The sequence below is a fragment of the Leisingera sp. ABD4_442 genome, from assembly GCF_056160905.1.
Map to the genome: position 1 here is coordinate 20015 of NZ_JBSWYB010000035.1, position 21252 is coordinate 41266.

A 21252-nucleotide genomic window follows, 5' to 3' on the forward strand; every position below is an offset into this window, starting at 1 on the left:
CGGATGCGGGCATTGGTGACGGGCGCGGGCAGGCGGCTGGGCCGGGTTATGGCCCTGGAGCTGGCCGCGCAGGGGTATGACGTTGCCGTGCATTATGCCTCCTCGGCCCTGGCGGCCGAGGAAACGGCGCAGGAGATCCGGGCGCTGGGGCGTCAGGCAGCCGTGCAGCAGGCGGATTTATTGGATGAGGACCAGGCCCGTCAGCTGCTGCCGAGTGCAGCAGAGGTGCTGGGCGGGCCGGTCACCTGCCTGGTCAACAATGCATCTGTGTTCGAGCATGACACGCTGGACAGTGCTACCCGCAGCAGCTGGGACAAGCATATGAACAGCAACCTGCGGGCGCCTTTCGTGCTGTTGCAGGCCATGGCTGCGCAGCAGGTACCGCTGGCGCTGGATGCGGGCGGCGAGCCGCGGGCCTGGGGCCTGGCAGTCAACATGATCGACCAGCGGGTGCGTAAGCTGACGCCGGATTTCATGAGTTACACGCTGGCGAAATCGGCGCTGTGGACATTGACGCAGACCGCAGCCCAAGCGCTGGCGCCGCAGATCCGGGTCAATGCCATCGGGCCGGGGCCAACCCTGCAGGGGCCGCGGCAAAGCGCTGCGCAATTTAGCCGTCAGCGCAAAGCCACGATCTTGCAGCGGGGGGCGGATCCTGAAGACGTGACCGCAGCGCTGAGTTACCTGCTGCGGGCCAAGGCGGTGACCGGCCAGATGATCTGTGTGGACGGGGGGCAGCATCTGGCCTGGCAAACCCCTGACAGTGACGGGCTGGAGTGACGCAAGCCGGGAGAAAACCGTCCCTTTCCGTGCAAGTTTTGCACCGGTTCACATGCCGTCACGGAAGCGTTACAAAAGTGCCTTTAATTTCAAAACCTTGACAGGGTATCGGAAAAGTTTTCACTGAAAACAACACTTTATCAATCTGCCTAAAAATTAGGCATTCGTCCAAAACTGCTCTGAAATAAGGGAAAAGGCGGGATAGCCCAAAGATATCTTCGTAGTTATCCACAGTTTGCGTGGATTTCCCCGCTCTTGATCCGGACAGGCAAACATTGCAGCCGGCGGCGGGGAATCATATGTCTGGGCGCATGAACGATCAGCCCGCCGACACCCCTCAGGATTCGCCCGCCCGTACCGGTTACGCGGTGATCCAGGACTATGTGAAAACGCTCGACAGCTCGCCGGGTGTTTACCGGATGCTGGATGCGGACAGCCGGGTTCTTTATGTCGGCAAGGCGCGCAATCTGAAGGCGCGGGTGTCGAATTACACCCGACCGGGCAACAGCCCGCGGATCGAACGGATGATCGCGCTCACCGCCTCGATGATGTTCCTGACCACGCGGACCGAGACTGAGGCGCTGCTGCTGGAACAGAACCTGATTAAGCAGCTGAAGCCCAAGTACAATGTGCTGCTACGCGATGACAAAAGCTTCCCGAATATCCTGGTCGCCAAGGACCACGATTTTCCTCAGATCAAGAAACACCGCGGCGCCCGCAAGCAGAAAGGCAGCTATTTCGGCCCGTTCGCCAGTGCCGGTGCGGTGAACCGGACGCTCAATCAGCTGCAAAAGGCCTTCTTGCTGCGCAACTGCTCGGATTCGATGTTCGAGACCCGCACGCGCCCCTGCCTGCAGTACCAGATCAAACGCTGCACCGCGCCCTGCACCGGGCTGATCAGCGAGGAGGACTACGCCGCCAGTGTGCGCGATGCCGAACGCTTTTTGTCGGGCCGCTCCACCAAGATTCAGGAGGAACTGGCGGAGCAGATGATGGCCGCGTCTGAGGCGATGGAGTTCGAGCGTGCCGCCGCCCTTCGCGACCGGATCAAGGCGCTGACCCAGGTGCAGTCTTCTCAGGGCATCAATCCGCGCGGCGTGGCTGAGGCGGATGTGATCGGCCTGCACATGGACGGCGGCCAGGCTTGCGTGCAGGTGTTCTTCATCCGTGCCAACCAGAACTGGGGCAACCAGGATTTCTACCCGCGGGTGGATGCCGACAACAGCCCGGCAGAGATCATGGAGGCCTTCCTGGGCCAGTTCTACGGCAACAAAGTGCCGCCGCGGCTGCTGATCCTGTCGGACGCGATTGAGAATGCAGACCTGATGGAACAGGCGTTGAGCGAGAAGGCCGAGCGCAAGGTGGAACTGCTGGTGCCCCAGCGCGGCGAAAAGACGGAACTGGTGGCCTTTGCGGTGCGCAACGCCCGCGAGAGCCTGGCCCGCCGCATGGCCGAAAGCGCGACTCAGGCCAAGCTTTTGCGCGGGCTGGCCGAAGCCTTTGGGCTGGACGGCGCGCCGCAGCGGATCGAGGTTTACGACAACTCGCATATCCAGGGCACCAATGCGGTGGGCGGCATGATCGTGATGGGGCCGGACGGCTTCATGAAAAACGCCTACCGCAAGTTCAACATCAAGGGTGATGATCTGGTGCCAGGCGATGACTTCGGCATGATGAAAGAGGTGCTGAACCGCCGCTTCTCGCGTTTGCTGAAAGAGGACCCAGGCCGGGAAAAAGGCCTGTGGCCGGATCTGTTGCTGATCGACGGCGGTGCCGGGCAAGTGTCGGCGGTGGCAGAGATCATGGAGGCGCACGGGGTGCAGGACATCCCCATGGTGGGCGTCGCCAAGGGCGTGGACCGAGACCACGGCAAGGAAGAGTTCTACCGCCCGGGAACGCCGGTCTTTGCGCTGCAGCGCAATGACCCGGTGCTTTATTTCATCCAGCGGATGCGGGATGAGGCGCACAGGTTCGCCATCGGCACCCACCGCGCCAAACGGGCCAAGGCGCTGAGCGCGACGCCGCTGGACGAGGTGCCCGGTGTCGGCGCCTCGCGCAAACGCGCGCTGCTGGCGCATTTCGGCAGTGCCAAGGCTGTCAGCCGCGCCAATCTGGCTGACCTCAAGGCCGTGGATGGAATTTCCGAGGCGTTGGCCGAACGGATCTACGACCACTTCCACGCGCAGGGGTAGCCGTCCGAATTTGGGCTGAGTGGCAATCGTGCTAAGTCTGAAGGGCAGCCCTTAACTGCCTGGAGGAATTATGCCTGTCTCCCTGACCGTGAAAACTGTTGTCTATGACACCTATTCGGTGTCCGGCAAAACGCTGCCCGATATTGCCAAAAGCATCAAGAAAAGCGGGCCGAAAGACCCGAACGACAACAAGAAGGTGGCCTTTCTGACCACCACGGAGCTAGAATGCCTGACCGCCAAGGGGAAATACGTGGCGGATGGCAAGGCAAAGATCGACAAGAAAACCGGCTGGTTCGAAGTGACGGCTAAAGTGTCGGCACTGAAACTGGTCCTGCACACGACGGTTAAATGTCCGAAACGCTCTGTCAGCGGGCTGTCGCCGCGGGCGTTGATCGAATGGTACCGCTTCTATGCCTGCTGTCTGGCACATGAGGCGCTGCACTTGGACAAGGCCAAGAAGGAATGCGACAAGATCGCCAAGGAACTGAACAAGCTGAAAGGCAAAGGGCTGGCGGACACTGAAGCGGGCGCGCTGAAGATGGCCAAGGAAGACCTGATGCGGGAGATCAACAACCACATTTTTGTTGACCGGGACCGGCTGAACGAGGTGCACCGGAAGTTTGACCATTCCAGCCACCACGGCGAAAAGAAGGGGGCACTGCTGGATACGTCCGTTGGATGAGGAAAACACGCCGCGCGTGCATTCGCCCAAAATTCCGCAAGGGGGCGCTGCGCGTCCGCGCCAGCCATCGCCGAATTTTGATTAAGCCCGCTTTCCACTTTCGAAACAGCCGGATAATGTGCGCCGCATGAAGTGGACTCTGCCCAATATTCTCACCCTGCTGCGGCTGGTCGCGGCGCCTGGCCTGGCCGTGATGTTCCTGTATTTCAGCCGCCCCTATGCGGACTGGTTTGCCTTGCTGCTGTTTGTGACCGCAGCGGTGACGGACTGGTTCGACGGCTATCTGGCGCGGGCCTGGAAGCAGGAAACCAAGATGGGCGCGATGCTGGATCCGATTGCCGACAAGGCGATGGTGGTGATCGCGCTGATGATCCTGGTGGGCTATTCAGCCGAACATTGGACCCCCTGGCTGGTGCTGCCCGCCACGGTGATCCTGTTCCGTGAGGTGTTTGTTTCCGGCCTGCGTGAATACCTCGGCGACACTGCCGGAACGCTGAAGGTCACCAAGCTGGCCAAATGGAAAACCACGGCCCAGATGATTGCTATCGCCACGCTGTTTTCCCAGGGCATCTTTGAGCACTATCTGGTGATGTCTTCTTTTGGCATGGACCAGGTGCTGATCGATCAGATCATGACGGGGCAAGTCTCGGATGAAATGGGGCTGCGCTGGAAATTCGATGGCATGGTCTGGACTGGCCGCATCGGGCTGTGGCTGTTGTGGATTGCCGCAGGCCTCACGGCCATCACCGGGATCGACTATCTGCGCAAGGCGATGCCGCATCTGAAGGAGGCACACTGATGGATGTCCTGTATTTCGCCTGGGTGCGCGAGCGCATCGGCCTGCCGCGTGAGCGGGTGGAGACCACAGCAGTCACGGTGGCGGACCTGGTCGAAGAACTGCGGGGGCGTGAAGAGCGTTATGCCGCTGCTTTTGCTGACCTCTCAGCCCTCAGGGTGGCGCTGGACCAGGATCTGTCGGACTTTGATGCACCGCTGGAGGGCGTGCGCGAGGTTGCCTTTTTCCCGCCGATGACAGGGGGCTGAGGCCATGCGGATTTCCGTGCAGGAAGCCCCGTTTGAGCTGGGTGCCGAAAGCGATGCCTTTGCCATGGGTGTCGAAAACGCGGGCGCTGTGGTGACGTTCACCGGCGTGGTGCGTGATGCGGATCAGGGCGGGCTTCAGGCGATGGAGATCGAGCATTATCCGGGCATGACCGAAAAGGCGCTGACCGCGATTGCCGAGGAGGCCATGATGCGGTGGTCGCTGGCAGATGCGCTGGTGATCCACCGCCATGGCCGCCTGGCGCCGGGGGAGCGCATCATGATGGTTGCCACCGCGGCGCGCCACCGCAAGGATGCCTTTGAGGCAGCGGAATACCTGATGGATTACCTGAAATCCCGGGCGCCGTTCTGGAAGAAGGAAATCCTGGCCGGCGGCACCGCGGGTTGGGTGGCTGCCAAAGACGCCGACGAGGACGCCCTCAAGCGCTGGTGAAGACAGGGCAGGCCATGTCAGGAGGGGAGCAGGGGGCTCCCGCCAAGCGTTCAATCATCAAAGATGAATTCCGCCTGTTGGGCCGGGCGCCGCGCTTTGCGCGGCGGGTTCCTTCGCTGAGAAGCCCTGGACGGGCAGGTTTGCCGGTCCAGGGCAGGACTAAGTTTGTTGAAGGCTAGCGCGTCAAGGACAAGCTGCTTCGCAGGGCCTGCGGCCTCCTTGACCCGCCGGAGTTTTGAAACGGCCCGCGCCGCGCCTTAGTGCGGCGCGCGGCCCAAGGCTGTTCAGATGGTGCTGGCACAGCCAGCGCAATCTGCAGGCGCGGGAGTGCCCCGCAGCCGCTGGCTGCTTAATGCGGGATCTGGCTGCGCAGCTCTTCGGCCTCGCGGCGGGCTTCGCGCAGGCCCTCCATTGCCGCCCGCAGCTCTGCTTCAGTCTGAGTCAGCTGATTGGTCAGCTCCGCCTCGCGCTGCTGCAGATAGGTGATCGCCTGATCGCGGGTTTCCTCCGCCTCATGCAATTCCTGGCTCATCCGGTCGAGATCAGCCACGTCGCTTTGCCGCACCCGGGTGAAGCGATGCACCAGCCAATTGGCGAACCAGCCCATGGCAAAGGCCGCAAACAGGATGATCGCGGTGGTGATGATGAACTCTGTTCTGTTCATTCCTCTGTGGTCTCCTGTGCGTCTTCTGCGCTTGCGGCGTCGCCGCCAATGTCCTCGCCGCCTGCGTCCGCCTGTTCCGCCGGGCGTACCAGTTTGAACTCGATGCGGCGGTTGGCCTCGCGGCCTTCTTCGGTGCCGTTATCGGCAATCGGTTCGCTCTCTCCATAGCCCTTGGCCGCGAAGGTCGAGGTCACCACCCGGCGCGCGCGCAGCTCATTCAGCACCGATTGCGCCCGGGCCTGGCTCAGGTTCTGGTTCATCACCTCGCGGCCTTGGCTGTCGGTGTGGCCCTGGATCTCCAGCCGTACCGGGCCGCAGTTGCCCAGCACCTCTGCGATCCGGTCCATGGTGCCCGCACTTTCCGCGGCAATGGTGGCGGAGCCGGGCTCAAAGGCGATCTTGGCCTCGGCTTGGGCGCCGGCCAGCTGCGCCTCGCAAAGTTCCGGCGGAATCGGCTGATCCTTGGGGGCGGGCGGCTCTTCGTAGGTAATGTCGAGGCCGTAGGTTTCTGCCTCGCCCAGCTTGGCAGACAGGAAGCGGGCGATCTCGGAGGGCGTCTCCTTGCTGTAGCTCATCCCGCGCAGCTCCAGCGTGTCCGGTGTCATCGTTACCGCACCGCGCTGCAGGTAGGAAAGGGCCTCCAGCGAGGCCAGCACGCGCACCGGCCAGTCAGCGGGCAGATCCGGCACAACACGGGTGGCGGTGTGCACATTGCCGGTTCCAAAGCGCGCCTTGGCATAGCTGTCGGCCACTGTACGCAGGGCAGCGTCACTCAGCCGCCCGCGCAGCTGCACATGGCCCTCGGGGCTGAGCGTGGCGGTGAATTCCGGGATACCGCCGGTTTCCTGCGTTTCCGGCACTGGCAGCACGGCGTGCAGCGCAAAAACCCGGGGCAGGGCGCTTTCCAGTTCACCCACCACATGGTCAAAGCGGGCTTCCTCGGTGCCTTCGGCTGCGGCCAGTGTAATGTCGGCGTTGGCAATTGTGACAGAGCCTGCACCCAGCTCAGCGAGGCCCGCGATGCTCAGTTCAGCCGCCCGGGCCCAGTTCGGCGAGGGCACCCCCATGCCAATGGTGCATTCTGCCTCCTCCTGCAGACCGGCCTTGCGTGCCGCCGCAAGGATCCGGTCGCGGCTCGCCTCGCTCTCTGCGGAGCAGGCGTCGAATTCCGCGCCGTCCGGTCCGATCAAAAAGCGCAGGGTAAACGGGGTGATCACAGGCCGCGGCGCAGCGATATCCAGCGCCAGCCGCAAGCCTGGCGGCGCGGTGCGGCCTAGTTGTTCTTCCAGCTGTGCCTTGGCCTCGACGCTGTCGGAGATCGCGGTAATGGAGACCTCTCCGGCGGCAACCGAAATCTTGGCGCGCGGCAGAAATTTCAGGGCTTCAACGGCAAATTGCATCGCATCCTGCCAGCCTGCTGGCACGGTATATTTGGCGGTTTCCAGCAGGTCGGCAGTATTCTCAGCCCCGGCCAGGTTCTCCAGTTCTGCGACCAGCGCCCTGCGGCCGGAGCCTGCGGGGATCAGGCCGATGATGGAGATGCCGCCGTCATTGCGCAGGATCTCAGCCGAAAACCGCGGCGGCGCCAGCCCGTCGGCCGGCGGCACATCCATGCCGTCCAGGATCCGCGCTGCATCAACAACCGTGCCAACCAGAGATTTGACCGAAAACCGGGTGGCTTCATCCGGCGCAGTGCCTTCCAGCAGCACTTGCAGCCCGTCCGCCGTGACTTCTGCCCAGGAAAACCCGCCATCGTCCAGCGCCTGACGCACGCCGCGTTCGGTGGTTTGCTCCACGGCAGTGACGGCAAAACCGGCGGCGATGAGGCTCAGCCCGGCAGCGGCGGCAAAGGCCAGGCCCGGGATCAACAGCTTAGACAGGCGCATATGGCAGAACATTCCCAGTTTGCGTTAATGGCTCTTACCCTGCGCGGCGCGGCGGTTCAATCACACGAACATGGCCAGCACAAAGAAGATCAGCGGAATCAGGCCGGTGTCACGGTTGAGCCGGAACAATTGCAGCAGCCTTTGGGTGTTTTCCGCGTCAAAGGCGCGCAGTTGCCAGGTCATGTGCCAGCCCATCGCCCAGGGGGCTGCCAGTGCCAGCACCAGCGCCAGCACCGAGGCCTTGTCCAGCATCGCACCGATCACGGCCATCGCCATCAGGCTGACAAAACCCACAATAAAGCGGCGCAGCCACATCGGGGTTTCGCTGCCGAACAGCCTGGCGGTGGATTTCACTCCGATCAGCGCGTCGTCTTCGGTGTCCTGATGGGCATAGATGGTGTCATAAAACAACGTCCAGGCGATGCCCGCCAGATACAGCAGAACCGGCGGCCAGCCCATGGAACCTGTATGTGCCGCCCAGGCCAGCATGGCGCCCCAGTTGAAGGCGAGACCCAGAAACACCTGAGGCCACCAGGTAAAGCGTTTGGCAAAGGGGTAGACCGCCACCGGCAACAGCGACAGGATGCCCATAGCAATGGCCGCCTGGTTGAAGGTCAGCAGGATTATCAGGCCCAAAAGGCATTGCAGCCCCATCCAGGCCAGCGCGCCCTTCACCGTCACTTGGCCCGATGGAATGGGGCGCGAGCGGGTGCGCTCGACCTGGCCGTCGAACTTGCGGTCGGTGATGTCGTTCCAGGTGCAGCCCGCCCCGCGCATCAGCCAGGCGCCTGCGGCGCAGCCAATGGCGATCCACAGGTCGCCCCAGCGCGGGCTTTGATCCGCCAGGATCGCCAGCGCCAGCCCCCACCAGCAGGGGATCAGCAGCAGCCAGGTGCCAATTGGCCGGTCAGCGCGGCTGAGCCGCAGATAGGGGCGCGTCCATTCCGGGGCATATGTGTCGACCCAGTTTCCCTTGACCGCATCCGCGACCTGACCCTCTGGTGCTGGTGTCTCGCCTTGCATATGTAGGACCCCATGAGTGCAAAAATCAGACTGTATGTAGAGCACCCATTGGGGGCAGGGCAATCGGTTCCCTTGGATCGTGATCAGGCGCATTACCTGTTCGGAGTGATGCGGCAGGCGGTTGGCGCCCCGGTGGCGCTGTTCAACGGCCGGGACGGTGAGTGGCTGGCAGAGGTTGCCGAGGCGGGGAAACGCGGCGGCACACTGGCGTGCCGGGAGCAGACCAAGCCCTTACAGCTGCCGCCGGACCTGTGGCTGATGTTTGCTCCGATCAAGAAGGCGCGCACCGATTTCATCGTCGAAAAGGCGGCTGAGATGGGCGCTGCACGCATCCTGCCGGTGCAGACCGAGTTTACCAACTCAGAGCGGATCCGCCAGGACCGGCTGCAAGCCCATGCGGTTGAGGCGGCAGAGCAGTGCGGCGGCACCTATGTGCCGGAGGTGGCGGATCTGCAGAAGCTTTCCCGTCTCTTGGACCAATGGCCGGCCGAGCGGCAGCTGATGTTCTGCGACGAGGCCGAGGTGGGCAATGCGCTGCAACTGGCTGCAGAGACACAGACGGGCGCACCCTGGGCGATCCTGATTGGCCCCGAGGGCGGCTTTTCCGAGGCCGAACGAAAACGCCTGCATGCGTTGCCGCAGTCGCATGTGGTCAGCCTTGGTCCCCGTATCCTGCGTGCGGACACTGCCGCCGTGGCTGCAATGACGCTTTGGCAGCAGTCTTTGGGAGACTGGTAATTGGGCCGTCTGGATCAGCAGCTGCTGCGTCTTGCGCGGCCGGAAGATTCCGTCCGTCAGATGGCTCAGGTGCAGCTCCAGGCACGGCTGAGATGGCCGGGCAGCGGGATCAGGCTGGAGAGTGTACTGAAGATCGCCGAAGAGGCTTCGGTGTTCCGCGGCCATCGCGGCAACGAACCAGTAGTCATCAAGAAATTCTGGGACCAGGACAGCCGGCGCAGCTTTGTCGGCGGGACGGTGCGTGCGCTTGGACGGTTTGACAGACTTGGGGCGCATCCGGAGTTTTCTGTAAACAGATGTATATCCAGTTCCGGCCGCCTCGGCCTGGTCATGTTGAGCTGGGAAGCCGGCACGCCGGTCAACAAGCTGATAAAGAAGTCCGGGGCAAACCGGCAGCAGATTCTACGGAAATGCTGCGCTTGGCAAGACTGGGCAAGCCAGGGCCAAGTTGTCCGCGCTGCCTTGCCCGCAAATGCGTATTACAAAGAAATCTCCGCCATTCTGGCCGCTTGCACCCGGCACCCTGACGCCGCGCTGCTGAAAGAGCTGGGACGGGAGCTGCTGAATTTTCTGGGACGTATCGAAGATCAGCCTGCGGTGCGGGCACCCGGGCACCCCGATTTTGCCCCGCGCAATCTGATCCTGCGTCCGGACGGGGGCGTGGCGGCAATTGACATCCATCGCAGCGGCACCTTCTTCGGTTCCCGCCAGGCGGCTATTTTTCTGGTTTCCAAGGACTTTAGCAGCAAGAGAAAAAAACGTCCGCTGCTTTACGGGCTGGACCGGCGGGAGATGCGGCTGTTTCTGGCCCACAGCAGCATTCCCGAAGAAGAATTCGAGACGTTTCTGGTTTTCTGCATTGGCCTTACGCTTCTTAGAATGCACTCTAAAAAAACCAGGCACATGCGGCGCAGGATGTTAAAATGCCGCCGTATTCAGGCTTATCTCGATGATCTCAGGCAGGGCAGGAGGATCAAAGCATGAGTTTCATCCGTCCCGAAGCCCGCGAAACCCTGTGGCAATGGCGCGAGGTCCTGGCCGCGGTCTTGATGTTCCTGCTGGGGCTGAAATGGGCGTTTTCCTCAGCCGGTTTTATGGCGATCACCGGCTGGGCTTTGGTTGCGACCGGCCTTGTGGCTGCGGTCATCGGGGTCCAGCGGATGCGGTTCCGGCGCGGCAGCGGCGGCCCTGGCGTGGTACGGGTGGATGAGGGGCAGATTGCCTATTTCGGGCCGCTCACCGGCGGTGCCGTAGCGGCCTCGGAACTGGAACGGCTGGCGCTGGACCATACCTCCAAACCGCCGCACTGGCTGCTGGAGCAGCCCGGCCAGCCACCGCTGGCAATCCCGGTGAATGCCGAAGGTTATGAGGCGCTGTTTGACGTCTTTGCCGCCCTTCCGGGCCTCAAGACAGAGCGGATGCTGGCGGAGCTGCGCCGCCGCGGCCCTCACCAGGTCGTGATCTGGGAGCGCGCAGCCAGCCGTCCAGAACATCAGCGCCTGCATTGACACTGGCGGCGATTCCGCTCACCACTGACCGTTCAAGACAGATCTAACAGGACGGAGTGCCAGGCATGTCCATTCCCCAGTCCGGCGGCGGGCCGATCGAACACCACGAGCAGCTTGCCCAGTATCTTGCCGACGGCTGCAAGCCCAAGGAAGACTGGCGCATTGGCACCGAGCACGAGAAGTTCGGTTTTTGCAAGGACACGCTGAAGCCGCTGCCTTATGCGGGCGAACGCTCCATCCTGGCGGTTCTCGAGGGCCTGCGCGACGGCCACGGCTGGGCGCCCTTGACTGAAGGCGAAAACCTCATTGGCCTTACCAAGGATGGCGCCAACATCAGCCTGGAGCCGGGCGGCCAACTGGAGCTTTCGGGCGCACCGCTGGAAACCATCCACGAGACCTGCGACGAGGTGAACGCCCACCTGCGCGACGTCAAGGACATCGCCGACAAGATCGGCGTCGGATTCATTGGCCTGGGCGCAGCCCCTGTGTGGCATCACGAAGATATGCCGCTGATGCCCAAGGGCCGCTACAAGCTGATGGACGGCTACATGCAGGAAGTCGGCACCATGGGCACCACCATGATGCGCCGCACCTGTACCGTGCAGGTGAACCTCGACTTTTCGTCCGAAGCCGACATGGTGCAGAAACTGCGTGTGGCGCTGGCGCTGCAGCCGGTTGCAACCGCGCTGTTTGCCAACTCCCCTTTCCTGGATGGCCAGCCCAACGGTCACAAATCCTGGCGCGCCCGCGTCTGGCGCGATCTGGACGCCGACCGCACCGGCATGCTGCCATTTGTGTTTGAGGAGGGCTTTGGCTTTGAGGCCTGGGTGCAATATGCGCTCGACGTGCCGATGTATTTTGTCTACCGCAACGGCGAATACATCAACGCGCTGGGCATGTCCTTCCGCGACTTCCTGAAGGGCGAGCTGCCGGCGCTGCCGGGCGAGACCCCGACATTGTCAGACTGGGCCGATCACCTGACCACCATCTTCCCCGAGGCCCGCATCAAGAAATTCATCGAGATGCGCGGCGCCGACGGCGGCCCCTGGCGCCGCCTCTGCGCGTTGCCCGCTTTCTGGGTTGGTCTGACCTACGATCAAAGCGCGCTGGATGCCGCCTGGGACCTGGTCAAGGGCTGGGACGCAGAGACCCGCGATGCCCTGCGCGTTGCAGCCTCTGAGCAGGGGCTGCAGGCCAAGGTGAATGGCATTGACATGCACGAACTGGCCCGCGAAGTGGTCGCAATCTCGGAAAGCGGCCTGAAGGCGCGGCGCAAACCCGGGGCGGGCGGTCTGGTGCCGGATGAAACCCATTTCCTCAATGCGCTGAAAGACAGTCTCGACAGCGGCCGCGTGCCTGCCGATGAGCTGCTGGCGCGCTACGAAGGTAACTGGGGCGGGGATCTCAGCCGTATCTACAGCGAATTTGCATACTAAGCTCAGTGGCTCGGGCGGCCCAGGCGGGCCGCCAATAGTTTAGATGCGCCTATACTTTAGATACATTGTAATTATCTAAAGTATCGCGTCACAGTCCTCTTCGGGGAAGTTCTCGGGGATTTTATGCTGGCGATTAAAAGTCAAAGCCAGAAATGGTATTTTGTTGCATCGGTTACAGTGGTTGCATTGGCGGTGTCCTGGCTCGTGACAGCGCTCACGGCGCCGGAGGGTCTGACCCGCGCCGCCCTGGTGCCTTCGACCCTGGCTCCATTGCTGATTGCGCCTCTTTCCTCGTACTGGGCAGCGTGCAAGCTTCTGGAAATCCATACGCTCAATCAAAAGCTCCTGCATCTGGCGGCGCATGACCAGATGACGTCGCTCTACAGCCGGGATCATTTCTTCCGCCTTGTCGGCAGCTTGGATGACGGCTTTTGCGGCAGTTTCCTGCTGGCGGATATCGACGGTTTCAAATCCATCAATGACGCCCATGGGCACCAGACCGGCGATGAGGTGATCCGCTTCGTGGCACGGGCACTGAAAGACAGCGTGCGCCCGGATGGGATTGCGGCGCGTTTCGGCGGCGAGGAATTTGTTGCCTGCCTGCCGGGCATCCAGCTGTCCGATGCCTACCAGCTGGCTGAGGATCTGCGCCGCGAGATCGGCGCCAGCCCCTTGCCGCTGGGGAAAAGGCTGATGTGCACGATTTCGATCGGATTGGGGTATTACGACGGCAGCCGCCCGGTCGAGGAAGTGCTGAGGGACGCGGATGAGGCGCTGTTTGCAGCCAAAAGCAAAGGCCGCAACAGGGTGCAGGTTTTGGGGTGAATCCGGTGGCCCGCCGCGGTCTGTACTGGATCCTGCCGGCAGGATACCGGGCATAAAAGAAGCCGGCGGCAGGATGTCCCGCCGCCGGCCGTTTGCATGTGAGTGGCAGCGTCAGCGCTTATTGCGCCTGCAGCTCTGCCGGGGTTTTGTCGGCGATATCGCTCCAGTTGGCGTTGGCGTTCTGCACAAAGCCCGGAATGTCGCCTTCCCAGCGTTCCTGAATGTCCTGCGACAGGTTCAGATACAGGGTGTTGTCAACGATTTTCCAGTGGTTCGGGTCACCGTCGAACTTGAAGCCCATTGCGGTGCCAAAGGCGCAGTAGCCGCCGTAGGCCGGCAGGTAGGCTTCGGGATTCTTCTCAAATGCCGCTTTGTGCTCTTCGGAAGCAAAGCGGTAGGTTGCGTCATTGAAAACAGAAGTGATTTTATAGCTGCCCTTGGTGGGGGCACCGTCTGTGAAATATGCGACCGGGTCATAGCCCTGCATTGCCAGGCCGGTGGAGGATGCGTTGATCTCAACGCCTGCCGCCAGTGCCGAGGTTGCCATCGCAACCGACAGAGCCACACCGCTGATCAGTGCTTTTACTTTGTTCATGGTCCCGTCCTTTCAAATCCCGGCCAGGGTGGATGAAAAATGTTTGCCCGGCCGGCGTTTCACCATGTGTGCCGCGGTATGCTGCGGGTCACGGAACCCATGTGGAGAGGCAGGCGATCACGTTCAAAACAACTCAATTTGAATGTGCGTCAGCCTGCAAGAGCCTGTGCATTCCTGCGCAGAACGGGTGACAGGCAGGTTTTCTCCAGCCACTATGGAAGCAGGCAATATGGAGTTGAGGATGACAGGTTCACTTTCCGCCCGCCGCGGTTTTCTGGCTGCGGTTACAGCAGTATTCACCGCTGCCGCGCTCCCGGCCTTTGCGCAAAGCGTCAGCGGCGTCTACCGGGCCGAAGGCCGCAACCCGGATGGCAGCAGCTATACCGGCACCGTGCAGATCCAGGACAACGGCGGCAGCGTGCAGATACAATGGAGCATTGCCGGGCAGGGCTACTCCGGCACCGGCTCGCGCAATGGCGATGTGATCTGGGTCGATTGGGGGCAAACGCATCCGGTGGTTTATGTGCGGATGCCCAGCGGTGAGCTGCATGGCACCTGGGCCAATGGCCGCGCGTTGGAGCGGCTTATCCCGTAACCTCCAGCGCCAGCACGAAGCGGACCACTTTCTCCTCGGGCATTTCGCAGGGCTTCAGCAGTGCGCCGGATACCAGCCGGTAGAGGTTGAGGCTGATGTAATCGGTGCCGCCCAGCTCGCGGGCCACCAGTTTCTGGGCCTTTCCGCCTGCCAGGTTCTCGCGGGTGACGGTATATTTGCGCCCGTCCGCAATGCCGGTGAAACCGCCCGGCGGCAGCGCATCAAAGGCGGCCAGAAACGCGTTCAGCCCGCCTTTGCCTGTTCCAAGGCTCACTTCTGGCCGATCCGCGGCTCGGTGCCTGCGCGCAGGCGGGCAATATTGGCCGAGTGGCGGATGAACACCACCACCGCCAGCAGTACCGCCAGCAAGGCCACTGGCTGATAGCCCAGCACAAAGGCCCAGACCGTGCCTGAGGCGGCTGAAACCAGCGCCCCCATTGACGAGATGCGGGTCACGGCGGCGGCCGCCAGCCAGGTCAGGCAGCAGGCAATGCCCACCGGCCATGCCAGCGCCAGCATCAGGCCCAGGAAGGTGGCGACGCCCTTGCCGCCCTTGAAGCCCAGCCAGACCGGGAAGCAATGGCCGAGGAAGGACATGAGGCCGGCCGCCTGCGCTGCATCCTCGCCGGCCAGGAAGCGAGCCAGCAGCACTGCCGCCGCGCCCTTGCCGCCATCCAGGAAGAGCGTCAGTGCCGCGGCGGCCTTGCTGCCGGTGCGCAGAACGTTGGTGGTGCCGATATTGCCGGAGCCGATCTCGCGCAGATTGCCCAGCCCAAAGGCCTTGGTGACCACCATGCCAAAGGGCACAGACCCCATGCCATACCCGATCACCGCCCACAGGATCAGCACCGCGGCAGAGCTTTCAATTACTGGCATCAGTCCCTCCGGTAGACAGGCTCGCCTGCCACATAAGTGGCCTCGACCCGGCCCTGCATTCGCTGGCCGTCATAGGGGGTGTTCTGCGATTTCGAACGCAGCTTGAAACGGTCCAGTACAAAAGGCACGTCTGCGTCGAACAGGACCAGGTCGGCAGGTGCACCCGCGGCCAGGCGGCCGCTTTCCAGTCCCAGGCGTTTCGCCGGGTTCAGCGACATGGCGCGGAACAGGGTTGGCAGGTCCAAGAGTTCAGCGTGGTAAAGGCGCAGCGCGGCGGGCAGCAGCGTTTCCAGCGCCACCGCGCCGGCGGCGGCTTCCTCAAACGGCAGCCGCTTGCTTTCCTCGTCCTGCGGCGTGTGCATCGAACTGATAATGTCGATCAGCCCGGTCCGCACTGCCTCAACCACCGCCAGCCGGTCGTCTTCCGAGCGCAACGGCGGCTTCACCTTGAAGAAGCTGCGGTAGCCCGCGACGTCCAGCTCATTCAGCGTCAGGTGGTGGATCGAGGTGCCCGCGGTGATGTCGATCCCGTTGGCCTTGGCGCGCTCCAGCGCGGGCAGGGCGCGCGCTGTGGTGATCTGGTCGGCATGGTATTTGGCACCCGTCATTTCCAGCAGGGCAATATCGCGGTCCAGCCCCATCCGTTCTGCCATCGGTGAAACTGCGGGCAAGCCATAGAGTGCAGCGAACTTGCCGCTGGTGGCTGCCGCGCCCTTGCTCAGCACCGGCTCCTGCGGGTGGGCGATAACCAAGGCATCGCAGGAGCGCGCATAGGTCAGCGCGCGCTGGAACACCTTGGTGTTGGCAACCACGTGGTCGCAGTCGGAAAAGGCCACCGCACCGGCATCCATCAGGAAGCCGATCTCGGTCATCTCCCGGCCCTCGCGGCCCTTGGTCAGCGCCGCCATCGGCAGCACGTTTACCGGCGTGTCGGCCTGGGCGCGACGGGTGACGAATTCCAGCGTCTCCGGGCTGTCGATCGCAGGCGCGGTGTCGGGGCGGGTGACAATGGTGGTGACCCCGCCGGCCGCTGCCGCAAGGCCTGCGGATTTATAGCTTTCCTTGTGCCGCTCGCCGGGCTCGCAGACCTTGACGCCGATGTCGACAATTCCCGGCGCCAGGCATTTGCCGCCGCAGTCCTGAACGGTGGCGTCCTCCGGCCGGATGCTGTGCGCGGCCAGCAGCTGCTCAGGACCGGCTGCGCCTTTCTCAACCGCCGCAATCCGCCCGTTGCGGACCAGAACCGCACCGGGCGTGTCTGTGCCTGCCTCGGGGTCGATCAGGCGGGCATTGGTGAACAGAGTGGTCATGCCTTGGCTCTTTCAATTGCGTTGAGGGTCGCGGCCGGGTCGGCCTGGTATTTGATCAGATGCTTGTCGCCGCTTTTGGTGATGACCTGCACATAGCTGCCCATGGTTTTGACAGCTTCAATTTGCGTGACCGGAACCGAACGTCCGGCCGGGCCTGAAAGGCTTTCCCGGGTCAGGGTCCAGACCACCGCCAGCTCCTCGCTGGCCATGTACCAGCCGCGCAAGGCGATGGCAGCGAGCCCGCCCACGGCACCGGTCCAGACGTGGGGGCTGTCAAGAAACCACAGCACGGCCATCGCGCCGCCCATGCCAATCGCGGCCATCCAGGCATGAGCCCGTACATAGGCGCCGCGGTCAGGCTTGAATTCCGTTTCTGCCATCAGAGCACCAGCCCCCAGACAGCCAGCGCAATCAGCGTCATGACAATGGCGAACAGCGCAGCCCCAATGCGGCGGGCCTGGCTGCGGGCCTCGCGTGGAGAGAGCTTGGGTGCGGAGTGGGGTTTGGCGCTTTCGGCGGCGGCAGGCGCGGCGCTCCAATTGGTCTGCCGCTCGCCATAGGTGCCCTTGAGCACGATCTGCTCTGCGGGGGTCAGCCGGGCCTCCTTGCCGCCGAAGGCGCGGGAGCGGATCAGCAGGACGTGGCCTTCCATCGCCTGCAGCATCTCGCGGTCGTCTTCGACCTGAGCCCGCGGCACTCCGCAGCCCTCGGTCAAGTAGCCGGTCAGGCCGATGTCTTCCAGGTCTGAGACCGGAAAGATCTCCACCTGATCCATGTCCAGCGCTTCAATGCCCAAAACCTGCGCCAGCGCGCCGGGCTCTTTCAGGAACGCCGCCTGCTCGGGCCGCATGTCGAGGGCAAACAGCCGGATCACGCCGCGCTCGCCCGCCGGGATATGGATGACACCCTGCAAGCGGCTCAGCCTGCCCGGCTTTGATTGGGGGCTTGGCGTTCGGCGCGCAGGTTGCGGGCCAAAAGGTCCATCGCCGCCATGCGCACCGCGACACCCATCTCGACCTGCTCCTGAATGACCGAGCGGTTGATGTCGTCGGCAAGCGTCCCGTCGATCTCGACCCCGCGGTTCATGGGGCCGGGGTGCATGACAATCGCGTCGGGCTTGGCCTGCGCCAGCTTGTCGGCGTCAAGCCCGTAACGGTGGTAATATTCGCGCTCCGACGGGATGAAGCCGCCGTCCATCCGTTCTTTCTGGAGGCGCAGCATCATGACGACGTCCACGTCCTTCAGGCCTTCGCGCATGTCGTCATAGATCTCGGCGCCGAATTCGGCGAACTGGCCGGGCACCAGGGTCGGCGGGCCGATCAGGCGGATGCGGTTTTCCATCTTGCCCAAAAGGATCAGGTTGGAGCGTGCCACGCGGGAATGGGCGATGTCGCCGCAAATCGCGATGTTCAGCCGGTGCAGACGGCCCTTTGAGCGGCGGATGGTTAGCGCATCCAGCAGCGCCTGGGTCGGGTGTTCATGCTTGCCGTCACCCGCATTCAGCACTGCACAGTTCACCTTTTGCGCCAAGAGGTCCACAGCGCCGGAATGGGGGTGGCGCACCACCAAGAGGTCCGGGTGCATCGCGTTCAGCGTCATCGCGGTGTCGATCAGGGTCTCCCCCTTTTTGATCGAGGAGGCCTGCATCGCCATGTTCATCACATCGGCGCCCAGCCGCTTGCCTGCGAGCTCAAACGAGGCCTGGGTTCGGGTGGAGTTCTCAAAGAACATGTTGATCTGGGTGAGGCCCGCCAGCACGTCGGAGTGCTTCTCGGGACGGCGGTTCAGCGCCACATACTCGTCGGCCAGATCGAGGATCGCGGTGATCTCATGCGGCTTCAGCGGTTCGATGCCAAGCAGGTGGCGGTGTTCGAAGGACATATGGGGCGGCTCCGCTTGATTTGGGGGTTCTTATAGGCGGGGTGCGCAGGGCGGGCAACGGCCGGCTGCGCCGCAGGCCGGGGAATTTGAGTATTTGCAGCAAGATGAAAGGGGAGGTGTTCCGCTTGTCTGGCAGGCGGGGTAGCTTGGGCGCATGGAATCGGCATTGGATTACTGGAGCGCCAAGGCGCTGTTGGAGTGGCAGGTTGAGCTGGGCGCCACCGAAGCGCTGTGCGACGCGCCAGTCGACCGCTATGCGCTGAAGCAGGCGGCCCCCAAGCCGAAACCGGGCGCGGCACCTGCGCCGCCGCCCAAACCCAAGGAAGTGGATCCCGTTGACGTTGCCAAAAAGGCTGCCAAAGGCGCGGGTTCGCTGCCATCCTTGCGCGATGCGATGGAGGGTTTCAGCCACTGCGACCTGAAACGCGGCGCCCGCAATCTGGTGTTCTCGGACGGGCAGCCGGGCGCGCGGGTGATGATCATCGGTGAAGCACCGGGCCGCGACGAGGATCTGCAGGGCAAACCGTTTGTGGGCCGCGCCGGGCAGCTTTTGGACAAGATGCTGGAGGCGATCGGCCTCAGCCGCGCGGAAAACGTCTATATCACCAATGTGCTGCCTTGGCGGCCGCCGCAGAACCGCGACCCGCTGCCTGCCGAAATTGCCATGCTGACGCCCTTCCTGGAGCGGCATGTGGCCTTGGCGGAACCGGACATCCTGGTGCTGATGGGCAATATCAGCTGCCAGGCGGTTCTGGGCAAGCGCGGCATCACCAGGCTGCGCGGGCAGTGGGATCAGGCCTGGGGCAAGCCGGTCATTCCGATGTTCCACCCGGCTTTTTTACTGCGCCAGCCCGCGCAAAAGCGGCTGGCCTGGGGTGACCTTCTGGAGCTGAAGGCGCGGCTCGGGAGCTTGACCTGAGGCAGCCTATGAAAATCCTGGCATTCTCCGATCTGCATCTTTCAGCGTCCCACGCCGCGGACATCGTAGCGGCCAGCGCGGGCGCGGATCTGGTGATCGGGGCCGGTGACTTCTGCAATATGCGGATGGGGCTGGACAGCGCCGTTGCCATGCTTGCGGGGTTGCAGGCACCAATGGTGGCGGTGCCGGGCAACGGCGAAGGCGCCGATGAGCTGCGCGCGGCAGGGTTTGTGGATACCACGGTGCTGCATGGCGAGGGCCTGGATTTTGAAGGCCTGCGCCTGTTCGGTCTGGGCTACGGTGTGCCGGAAACGCCCTTTGGCGGCTGGTCCTGCGACCTGAGCGAAGTGCAGGCGGCGGCGATGCTCGCGGCATGTGATCATGCGGATGTGCTGATCTCCCATTCACCGCCCAAGGGTTTCGGGGATGTGACCTCCGGCGGGCTGTCTGTGGGGTCGGCTGCGGTGCGGGCGGCAGCAGAGAGGGTGCAGCCGCAACTGCTGCTGTGCGGCCATGTGCATGATTGCTGGGGCTTCCGCGGCCATTTAGGGCAAACCCAAGTGGCCAATCTCGGCCCCGCGGTGAACTGGTTTGAGGTGACACCATGATCGACACGGTGACATTGCTGGCTTTCATTCCGGCGGCGCTGGCGCTGAACCTGACGCCGGGTGCGGACATGATGTTCTGCCTGGGCCAGGGACTGCGCTCGGGGCGCACAGCAGCAGTCGCGGCCAGCGCCGGGATCTCGGCGGGCAGCATGGTGCATGTGGCGCTGGCAGGTCTGGGCCTGGGCGCCATTGTCTCAGCGGTACCTGCGCTGTTCGACGTGATCCGCTGGATTGGCGTTGCCTATCTGCTCTACCTCGCCTGGGGCGCCCTGCGCGGCGGGCTGGCGGCGGATGAGCTGCCCGAACGGCGCGGTGCAAACGCCTTCCGCAGCGGCCTTCTGGTCAACCTGACCAACCCCAAGGTGATCCTCTTTGTGCTCGCCTTTGTGCCGCAGTTCGTAAAGCCGGAAGCCGGGCCGGTGCTGATCCAGTTCCTGATATTCGGGCTGATCCTTGCGTTGGGCGGCTTTTTCATCAACGGTCTGATCGGCGTCTTTGCGGGCCAGGCCGGGCAGCGGCTGACTGGCTCGCCGGTGTTCGCGCGCTGGCTGGGCCGGGTTTCAGCTGGAATCTTTACCGGGCTGGCCCTGCGGCTGGCAATCATGGAGAGGGCGTAGATGTCCCGTATCGACGAAAGCATGGAATTCATCCCGGTCCGCATCGCGGTGCTGACGGTTTCGGACAGCCGCAAGATGGAGGACGATCGCTCCGGCCAGGTTCTGGTCGACCGGCTGCGGGAGGCGGGCCATACCCTGGCTGACCGCAAGATAATCCCTGATGAACGGGCAGAGATCGCTGCGCAACTGCGGGTCTGGATCGCCGATCCCAAGGTGGATGTGGTGATCTCCACCGGCGGCACCGGGCTGACGGGGCGCGATGTGACGGTCGAGGCGCACCGGGACGTTTACGAGAAAGAGATTGAGGCCTTCGGCACGGTGTTTACCTGGGTTTCAATGCAGAAGATCGGCACTAGTGCGGTGCAGTCGCGGGCCACCGGCGGGGTGGCAGGCGGCACCTATCTGTTTGCGCTGCCCGGCAGCCCCGGCGCCTGCAAGGACGGCTGGGATGAAATCCTGTCAAAACAGCTTGATTACCGCCACCGGCCCTGCAATTTCGTGGAAATCATGCCCAGATTGGAGGAACATCTGCGGCGGAAGTAACCGTCTGCGGCGTGTAACCTCGAAAACCCGTTCGGAAAATCGTATATTTCCAGGCGGGCGGGATTGTTGCGCCGCCGCG

26 protein-coding genes are annotated in these 21252 nt (G+C 63.2%); 16 read left to right on the forward strand and 10 right to left on the reverse strand.

Translation table 11 applies throughout. From position 1 onward, the window contains the following. Nucleotides 1-3: 3 nt before the first annotated feature. The 6 genes from ACXAHG_RS19355 (at nt 4) to ACXAHG_RS19380 (ending at nt 5149) form a co-directional block, all read left to right on the forward strand. Nucleotides 4-780, forward strand: coding sequence for an SDR family oxidoreductase (locus tag ACXAHG_RS19355; RefSeq protein ID WP_475059966.1), 777 nt, complete (start codon nt 4-6; stop codon nt 778-780). Nucleotides 781-1091: 311 nt separating this feature from the next. Continuing rightward, entirely contained in the window at nt 1092-2972 is a 1881-nt protein-coding gene (uvrC, locus tag ACXAHG_RS19360; RefSeq protein ID WP_475059968.1) for an excinuclease ABC subunit UvrC, read from the forward strand. Nucleotides 2973-3042: 70 nt separating this feature from the next. Next, a complete protein-coding gene (locus tag ACXAHG_RS19365; RefSeq protein WP_475041419.1) occupies nt 3043-3654 on the forward strand; it encodes a DUF922 domain-containing protein in 612 nt (203 codons plus the stop codon). Nucleotides 3655-3781: 127 nt separating this feature from the next. After that, entirely contained in the window at nt 3782-4453 is a 672-nt protein-coding gene (gene pgsA, locus ACXAHG_RS19370) for a CDP-diacylglycerol--glycerol-3-phosphate 3-phosphatidyltransferase (RefSeq protein WP_475041421.1), read from the forward strand. Beyond that, nucleotides 4453-4698, forward strand: coding sequence for a molybdopterin converting factor subunit 1 (gene moaD / locus ACXAHG_RS19375; RefSeq protein WP_475059970.1), 246 nt, complete (start codon nt 4453-4455; stop codon nt 4696-4698). The genes pgsA and moaD overlap by 1 nt, the downstream gene beginning before the upstream one ends. 4 nt (nt 4699-4702) lie before the next feature. After that, on the forward strand, nt 4703-5149 hold the full coding sequence (locus ACXAHG_RS19380) for a molybdenum cofactor biosynthesis protein MoaE (protein ID WP_475059973.1): 447 nt from the start codon (nt 4703-4705) through the stop codon (nt 5147-5149). 349 nt (nt 5150-5498) lie between these two features. Here ACXAHG_RS19380 and ACXAHG_RS19385 read toward each other — a convergent pair whose 3' ends face one another. From ACXAHG_RS19385 to ubiA, 3 genes are read right to left on the reverse strand one after another with little or no spacing between them, the layout of a single operon-like run. Further along, a complete protein-coding gene (locus ACXAHG_RS19385) occupies nt 5499-5813 on the reverse strand; it encodes a hypothetical protein (RefSeq protein ID WP_039131391.1) in 315 nt (104 codons plus the stop codon). Further along, nucleotides 5810-7699 carry an OmpA family protein gene (locus ACXAHG_RS19390; RefSeq protein WP_475059975.1) on the reverse strand — a complete coding sequence of 630 codons (1890 nt, stop codon included), beginning with the start codon at nt 7697-7699 and terminating at the stop codon, nt 5810-5812. Before ACXAHG_RS19390 ends, ACXAHG_RS19385 begins: the two co-directional genes overlap by 4 nt. Before the next feature lie 60 nt (nt 7700-7759). Further along, on the reverse strand, nt 7760-8722 hold the full coding sequence (gene ubiA, locus ACXAHG_RS19395) for a 4-hydroxybenzoate octaprenyltransferase (protein ID WP_475059977.1): 963 nt from the start codon (nt 8720-8722) through the stop codon (nt 7760-7762). A 12-nt stretch (nt 8723-8734) separates the two neighbouring features. On the opposite strand from ubiA, the gene ACXAHG_RS19400 reads away from it, so the two are divergent. The 5 genes from ACXAHG_RS19400 to ACXAHG_RS19420 all read left to right on the forward strand — a co-directional run bounded on the left by ACXAHG_RS19400 (nt 8735) and on the right by ACXAHG_RS19420 (nt 13229). Next, on the forward strand, nt 8735-9460 hold the full coding sequence (locus ACXAHG_RS19400; protein ID WP_475059979.1) for a 16S rRNA (uracil(1498)-N(3))-methyltransferase: 726 nt from the start codon (nt 8735-8737) through the stop codon (nt 9458-9460). Next, nucleotides 9461-10444 carry a hypothetical protein gene (locus ACXAHG_RS19405; protein ID WP_475059981.1) on the forward strand — a complete coding sequence of 328 codons (984 nt, stop codon included), beginning with the start codon at nt 9461-9463 and terminating at the stop codon, nt 10442-10444. Then, on the forward strand, nt 10441-10968 hold the full coding sequence (locus tag ACXAHG_RS19410; RefSeq protein ID WP_475041433.1) for a hypothetical protein: 528 nt from the start codon (nt 10441-10443) through the stop codon (nt 10966-10968). Before ACXAHG_RS19405 ends, ACXAHG_RS19410 begins: the two co-directional genes overlap by 4 nt. A gap of 65 nt (nt 10969-11033) precedes the next feature. After that, entirely contained in the window at nt 11034-12404 is a 1371-nt protein-coding gene (locus tag ACXAHG_RS19415; RefSeq protein WP_475059983.1) for a glutamate--cysteine ligase, read from the forward strand. Nucleotides 12405-12527: 123 nt separating this feature from the next. Continuing rightward, entirely contained in the window at nt 12528-13229 is a 702-nt protein-coding gene (locus tag ACXAHG_RS19420; RefSeq protein ID WP_475041435.1) for a GGDEF domain-containing protein, read from the forward strand. A gap of 118 nt (nt 13230-13347) precedes the next feature. On the opposite strand, the gene ACXAHG_RS19425 is transcribed toward ACXAHG_RS19420, so the two are convergent. Then, the gene (locus tag ACXAHG_RS19425) at nt 13348-13824 is read right to left on the reverse strand and encodes a YHS domain-containing (seleno)protein (RefSeq protein ID WP_475041437.1); all 477 of its coding nucleotides are present in this window, start codon (nt 13822-13824) and stop codon (nt 13348-13350) included. A gap of 241 nt (nt 13825-14065) precedes the next feature. Here ACXAHG_RS19425 and lfb1 point away from each other — a divergent pair, with 241 nt between their 5' ends. After that, the gene (lfb1, locus tag ACXAHG_RS19430; protein WP_475059986.1) at nt 14066-14419 is read left to right on the forward strand and encodes an LIC10280 family protein; all 354 of its coding nucleotides are present in this window, start codon (nt 14066-14068) and stop codon (nt 14417-14419) included. Here the strand turns inward: lfb1 and ACXAHG_RS19435 are convergent. From ACXAHG_RS19435 to ACXAHG_RS19460, 6 genes are read right to left on the reverse strand one after another with little or no spacing between them, the layout of a single operon-like run. Then, complete coding sequence (locus ACXAHG_RS19435; RefSeq protein WP_475059988.1) at nt 14409-14693, reverse strand: hypothetical protein; 285 nt, start codon at nt 14691-14693, stop codon at nt 14409-14411. The genes lfb1 and ACXAHG_RS19435 overlap by 11 nt on opposite strands. After that, a complete protein-coding gene (plsY, locus tag ACXAHG_RS19440) occupies nt 14690-15295 on the reverse strand; it encodes a glycerol-3-phosphate 1-O-acyltransferase PlsY (protein ID WP_475059990.1) in 606 nt (201 codons plus the stop codon). The genes ACXAHG_RS19435 and plsY overlap by 4 nt, the downstream gene beginning before the upstream one ends. Next, nucleotides 15295-16605, reverse strand: a complete 1311-nt coding sequence (pyrC, locus tag ACXAHG_RS19445; protein WP_475041442.1) for a dihydroorotase — start codon at nt 16603-16605, stop codon at nt 15295-15297. Before pyrC ends, plsY begins: the two co-directional genes overlap by 1 nt. After that, a complete protein-coding gene (locus tag ACXAHG_RS19450; protein ID WP_475041443.1) occupies nt 16602-16985 on the reverse strand; it encodes a hypothetical protein in 384 nt (127 codons plus the stop codon). The genes pyrC and ACXAHG_RS19450 overlap by 4 nt, the downstream gene beginning before the upstream one ends. Continuing rightward, nucleotides 16985-17518 carry a hypothetical protein gene (locus tag ACXAHG_RS19455; protein WP_475059993.1) on the reverse strand — a complete coding sequence of 178 codons (534 nt, stop codon included), beginning with the start codon at nt 17516-17518 and terminating at the stop codon, nt 16985-16987. Before ACXAHG_RS19455 ends, ACXAHG_RS19450 begins: the two co-directional genes overlap by 1 nt. Nucleotides 17519-17523: 5 nt before the next feature. Then, on the reverse strand, nt 17524-18486 hold the full coding sequence (locus ACXAHG_RS19460) for an aspartate carbamoyltransferase catalytic subunit (RefSeq protein WP_475059995.1): 963 nt from the start codon (nt 18484-18486) through the stop codon (nt 17524-17526). Nucleotides 18487-18640: 154 nt separating this feature from the next. Here ACXAHG_RS19460 and ACXAHG_RS19465 point away from each other — a divergent pair, with 154 nt between their 5' ends. Genes ACXAHG_RS19465 through moaB form a run of 4 tightly spaced genes read left to right on the forward strand, consistent with a single transcriptional unit; the run spans nt 18641 to nt 21173 of the window. Next, nucleotides 18641-19405: a uracil-DNA glycosylase gene (locus tag ACXAHG_RS19465; protein ID WP_475059997.1), complete on the forward strand. Its 765-nt coding sequence runs from the start codon at nt 18641-18643 to the stop codon at nt 19403-19405. 8 nt (nt 19406-19413) lie between these two features. Beyond that, a complete protein-coding gene (locus ACXAHG_RS19470) occupies nt 19414-20013 on the forward strand; it encodes a metallophosphoesterase family protein (protein WP_475060000.1) in 600 nt (199 codons plus the stop codon). Further along, a complete protein-coding gene (locus ACXAHG_RS19475; RefSeq protein ID WP_475041451.1) occupies nt 20010-20630 on the forward strand; it encodes a LysE family translocator in 621 nt (206 codons plus the stop codon). The genes ACXAHG_RS19470 and ACXAHG_RS19475 overlap by 4 nt, the downstream gene beginning before the upstream one ends. After that, a complete protein-coding gene (gene moaB, locus ACXAHG_RS19480) occupies nt 20631-21173 on the forward strand; it encodes a molybdenum cofactor biosynthesis protein B (RefSeq protein WP_475060002.1) in 543 nt (180 codons plus the stop codon). The last annotated feature ends 79 nt before the right edge of the window (nt 21174-21252 follow it).

Bases quoted from the DNA above. Each gene is read 5' to 3' on its own strand.
- ACXAHG_RS19355 (WP_475059966.1), top strand. From the start codon at position 4: ATGCGGGCATTGGTGACGGGCGCGGGCAGGCGGCTGGGCCGGGTTATG.
- uvrC (WP_475059968.1), top strand. From the start codon at position 1,092: ATGAACGATCAGCCCGCCGACACCCCTCAGGATTCGCCCGCCCGTACC.
- ACXAHG_RS19365 (WP_475041419.1), top strand. From the start codon at position 3,043: ATGCCTGTCTCCCTGACCGTGAAAACTGTTGTCTATGACACCTATTCG.
- pgsA (WP_475041421.1), top strand. From the start codon at position 3,782: ATGAAGTGGACTCTGCCCAATATTCTCACCCTGCTGCGGCTGGTCGCG.
- moaD (WP_475059970.1), top strand. From the start codon at position 4,453: ATGGATGTCCTGTATTTCGCCTGGGTGCGCGAGCGCATCGGCCTGCCG.
- ACXAHG_RS19380 (WP_475059973.1), top strand. From the start codon at position 4,703: ATGCGGATTTCCGTGCAGGAAGCCCCGTTTGAGCTGGGTGCCGAAAGC.
- ACXAHG_RS19385 (WP_039131391.1), bottom strand. From the start codon at position 5,813: ATGAACAGAACAGAGTTCATCATCACCACCGCGATCATCCTGTTTGCG.
- ACXAHG_RS19390 (WP_475059975.1), bottom strand. From the start codon at position 7,699: ATGCGCCTGTCTAAGCTGTTGATCCCGGGCCTGGCCTTTGCCGCCGCT.
- ubiA (WP_475059977.1), bottom strand. From the start codon at position 8,722: ATGCAAGGCGAGACACCAGCACCAGAGGGTCAGGTCGCGGATGCGGTC.
- ACXAHG_RS19400 (WP_475059979.1), top strand. From the start codon at position 8,735: ATGAGTGCAAAAATCAGACTGTATGTAGAGCACCCATTGGGGGCAGGG.
- ACXAHG_RS19410 (WP_475041433.1), top strand. From the start codon at position 10,441: ATGAGTTTCATCCGTCCCGAAGCCCGCGAAACCCTGTGGCAATGGCGC.
- ACXAHG_RS19415 (WP_475059983.1), top strand. From the start codon at position 11,034: ATGTCCATTCCCCAGTCCGGCGGCGGGCCGATCGAACACCACGAGCAG.
- ACXAHG_RS19420 (WP_475041435.1), top strand. From the start codon at position 12,528: ATGCTGGCGATTAAAAGTCAAAGCCAGAAATGGTATTTTGTTGCATCG.
- ACXAHG_RS19425 (WP_475041437.1), bottom strand. From the start codon at position 13,824: ATGAACAAAGTAAAAGCACTGATCAGCGGTGTGGCTCTGTCGGTTGCG.
- lfb1 (WP_475059986.1), top strand. From the start codon at position 14,066: ATGACAGGTTCACTTTCCGCCCGCCGCGGTTTTCTGGCTGCGGTTACA.
- plsY (WP_475059990.1), bottom strand. From the start codon at position 15,295: ATGCCAGTAATTGAAAGCTCTGCCGCGGTGCTGATCCTGTGGGCGGTG.
- pyrC (WP_475041442.1), bottom strand. From the start codon at position 16,605: ATGACCACTCTGTTCACCAATGCCCGCCTGATCGACCCCGAGGCAGGC.
- ACXAHG_RS19450 (WP_475041443.1), bottom strand. From the start codon at position 16,985: ATGGCAGAAACGGAATTCAAGCCTGACCGCGGCGCCTATGTACGGGCT.
- ACXAHG_RS19460 (WP_475059995.1), bottom strand. From the start codon at position 18,486: ATGTCCTTCGAACACCGCCACCTGCTTGGCATCGAACCGCTGAAGCCG.
- ACXAHG_RS19465 (WP_475059997.1), top strand. From the start codon at position 18,641: ATGGAATCGGCATTGGATTACTGGAGCGCCAAGGCGCTGTTGGAGTGG.
- ACXAHG_RS19470 (WP_475060000.1), top strand. From the start codon at position 19,414: ATGAAAATCCTGGCATTCTCCGATCTGCATCTTTCAGCGTCCCACGCC.
- ACXAHG_RS19475 (WP_475041451.1), top strand. From the start codon at position 20,010: ATGATCGACACGGTGACATTGCTGGCTTTCATTCCGGCGGCGCTGGCG.
- moaB (WP_475060002.1), top strand. From the start codon at position 20,631: ATGTCCCGTATCGACGAAAGCATGGAATTCATCCCGGTCCGCATCGCG.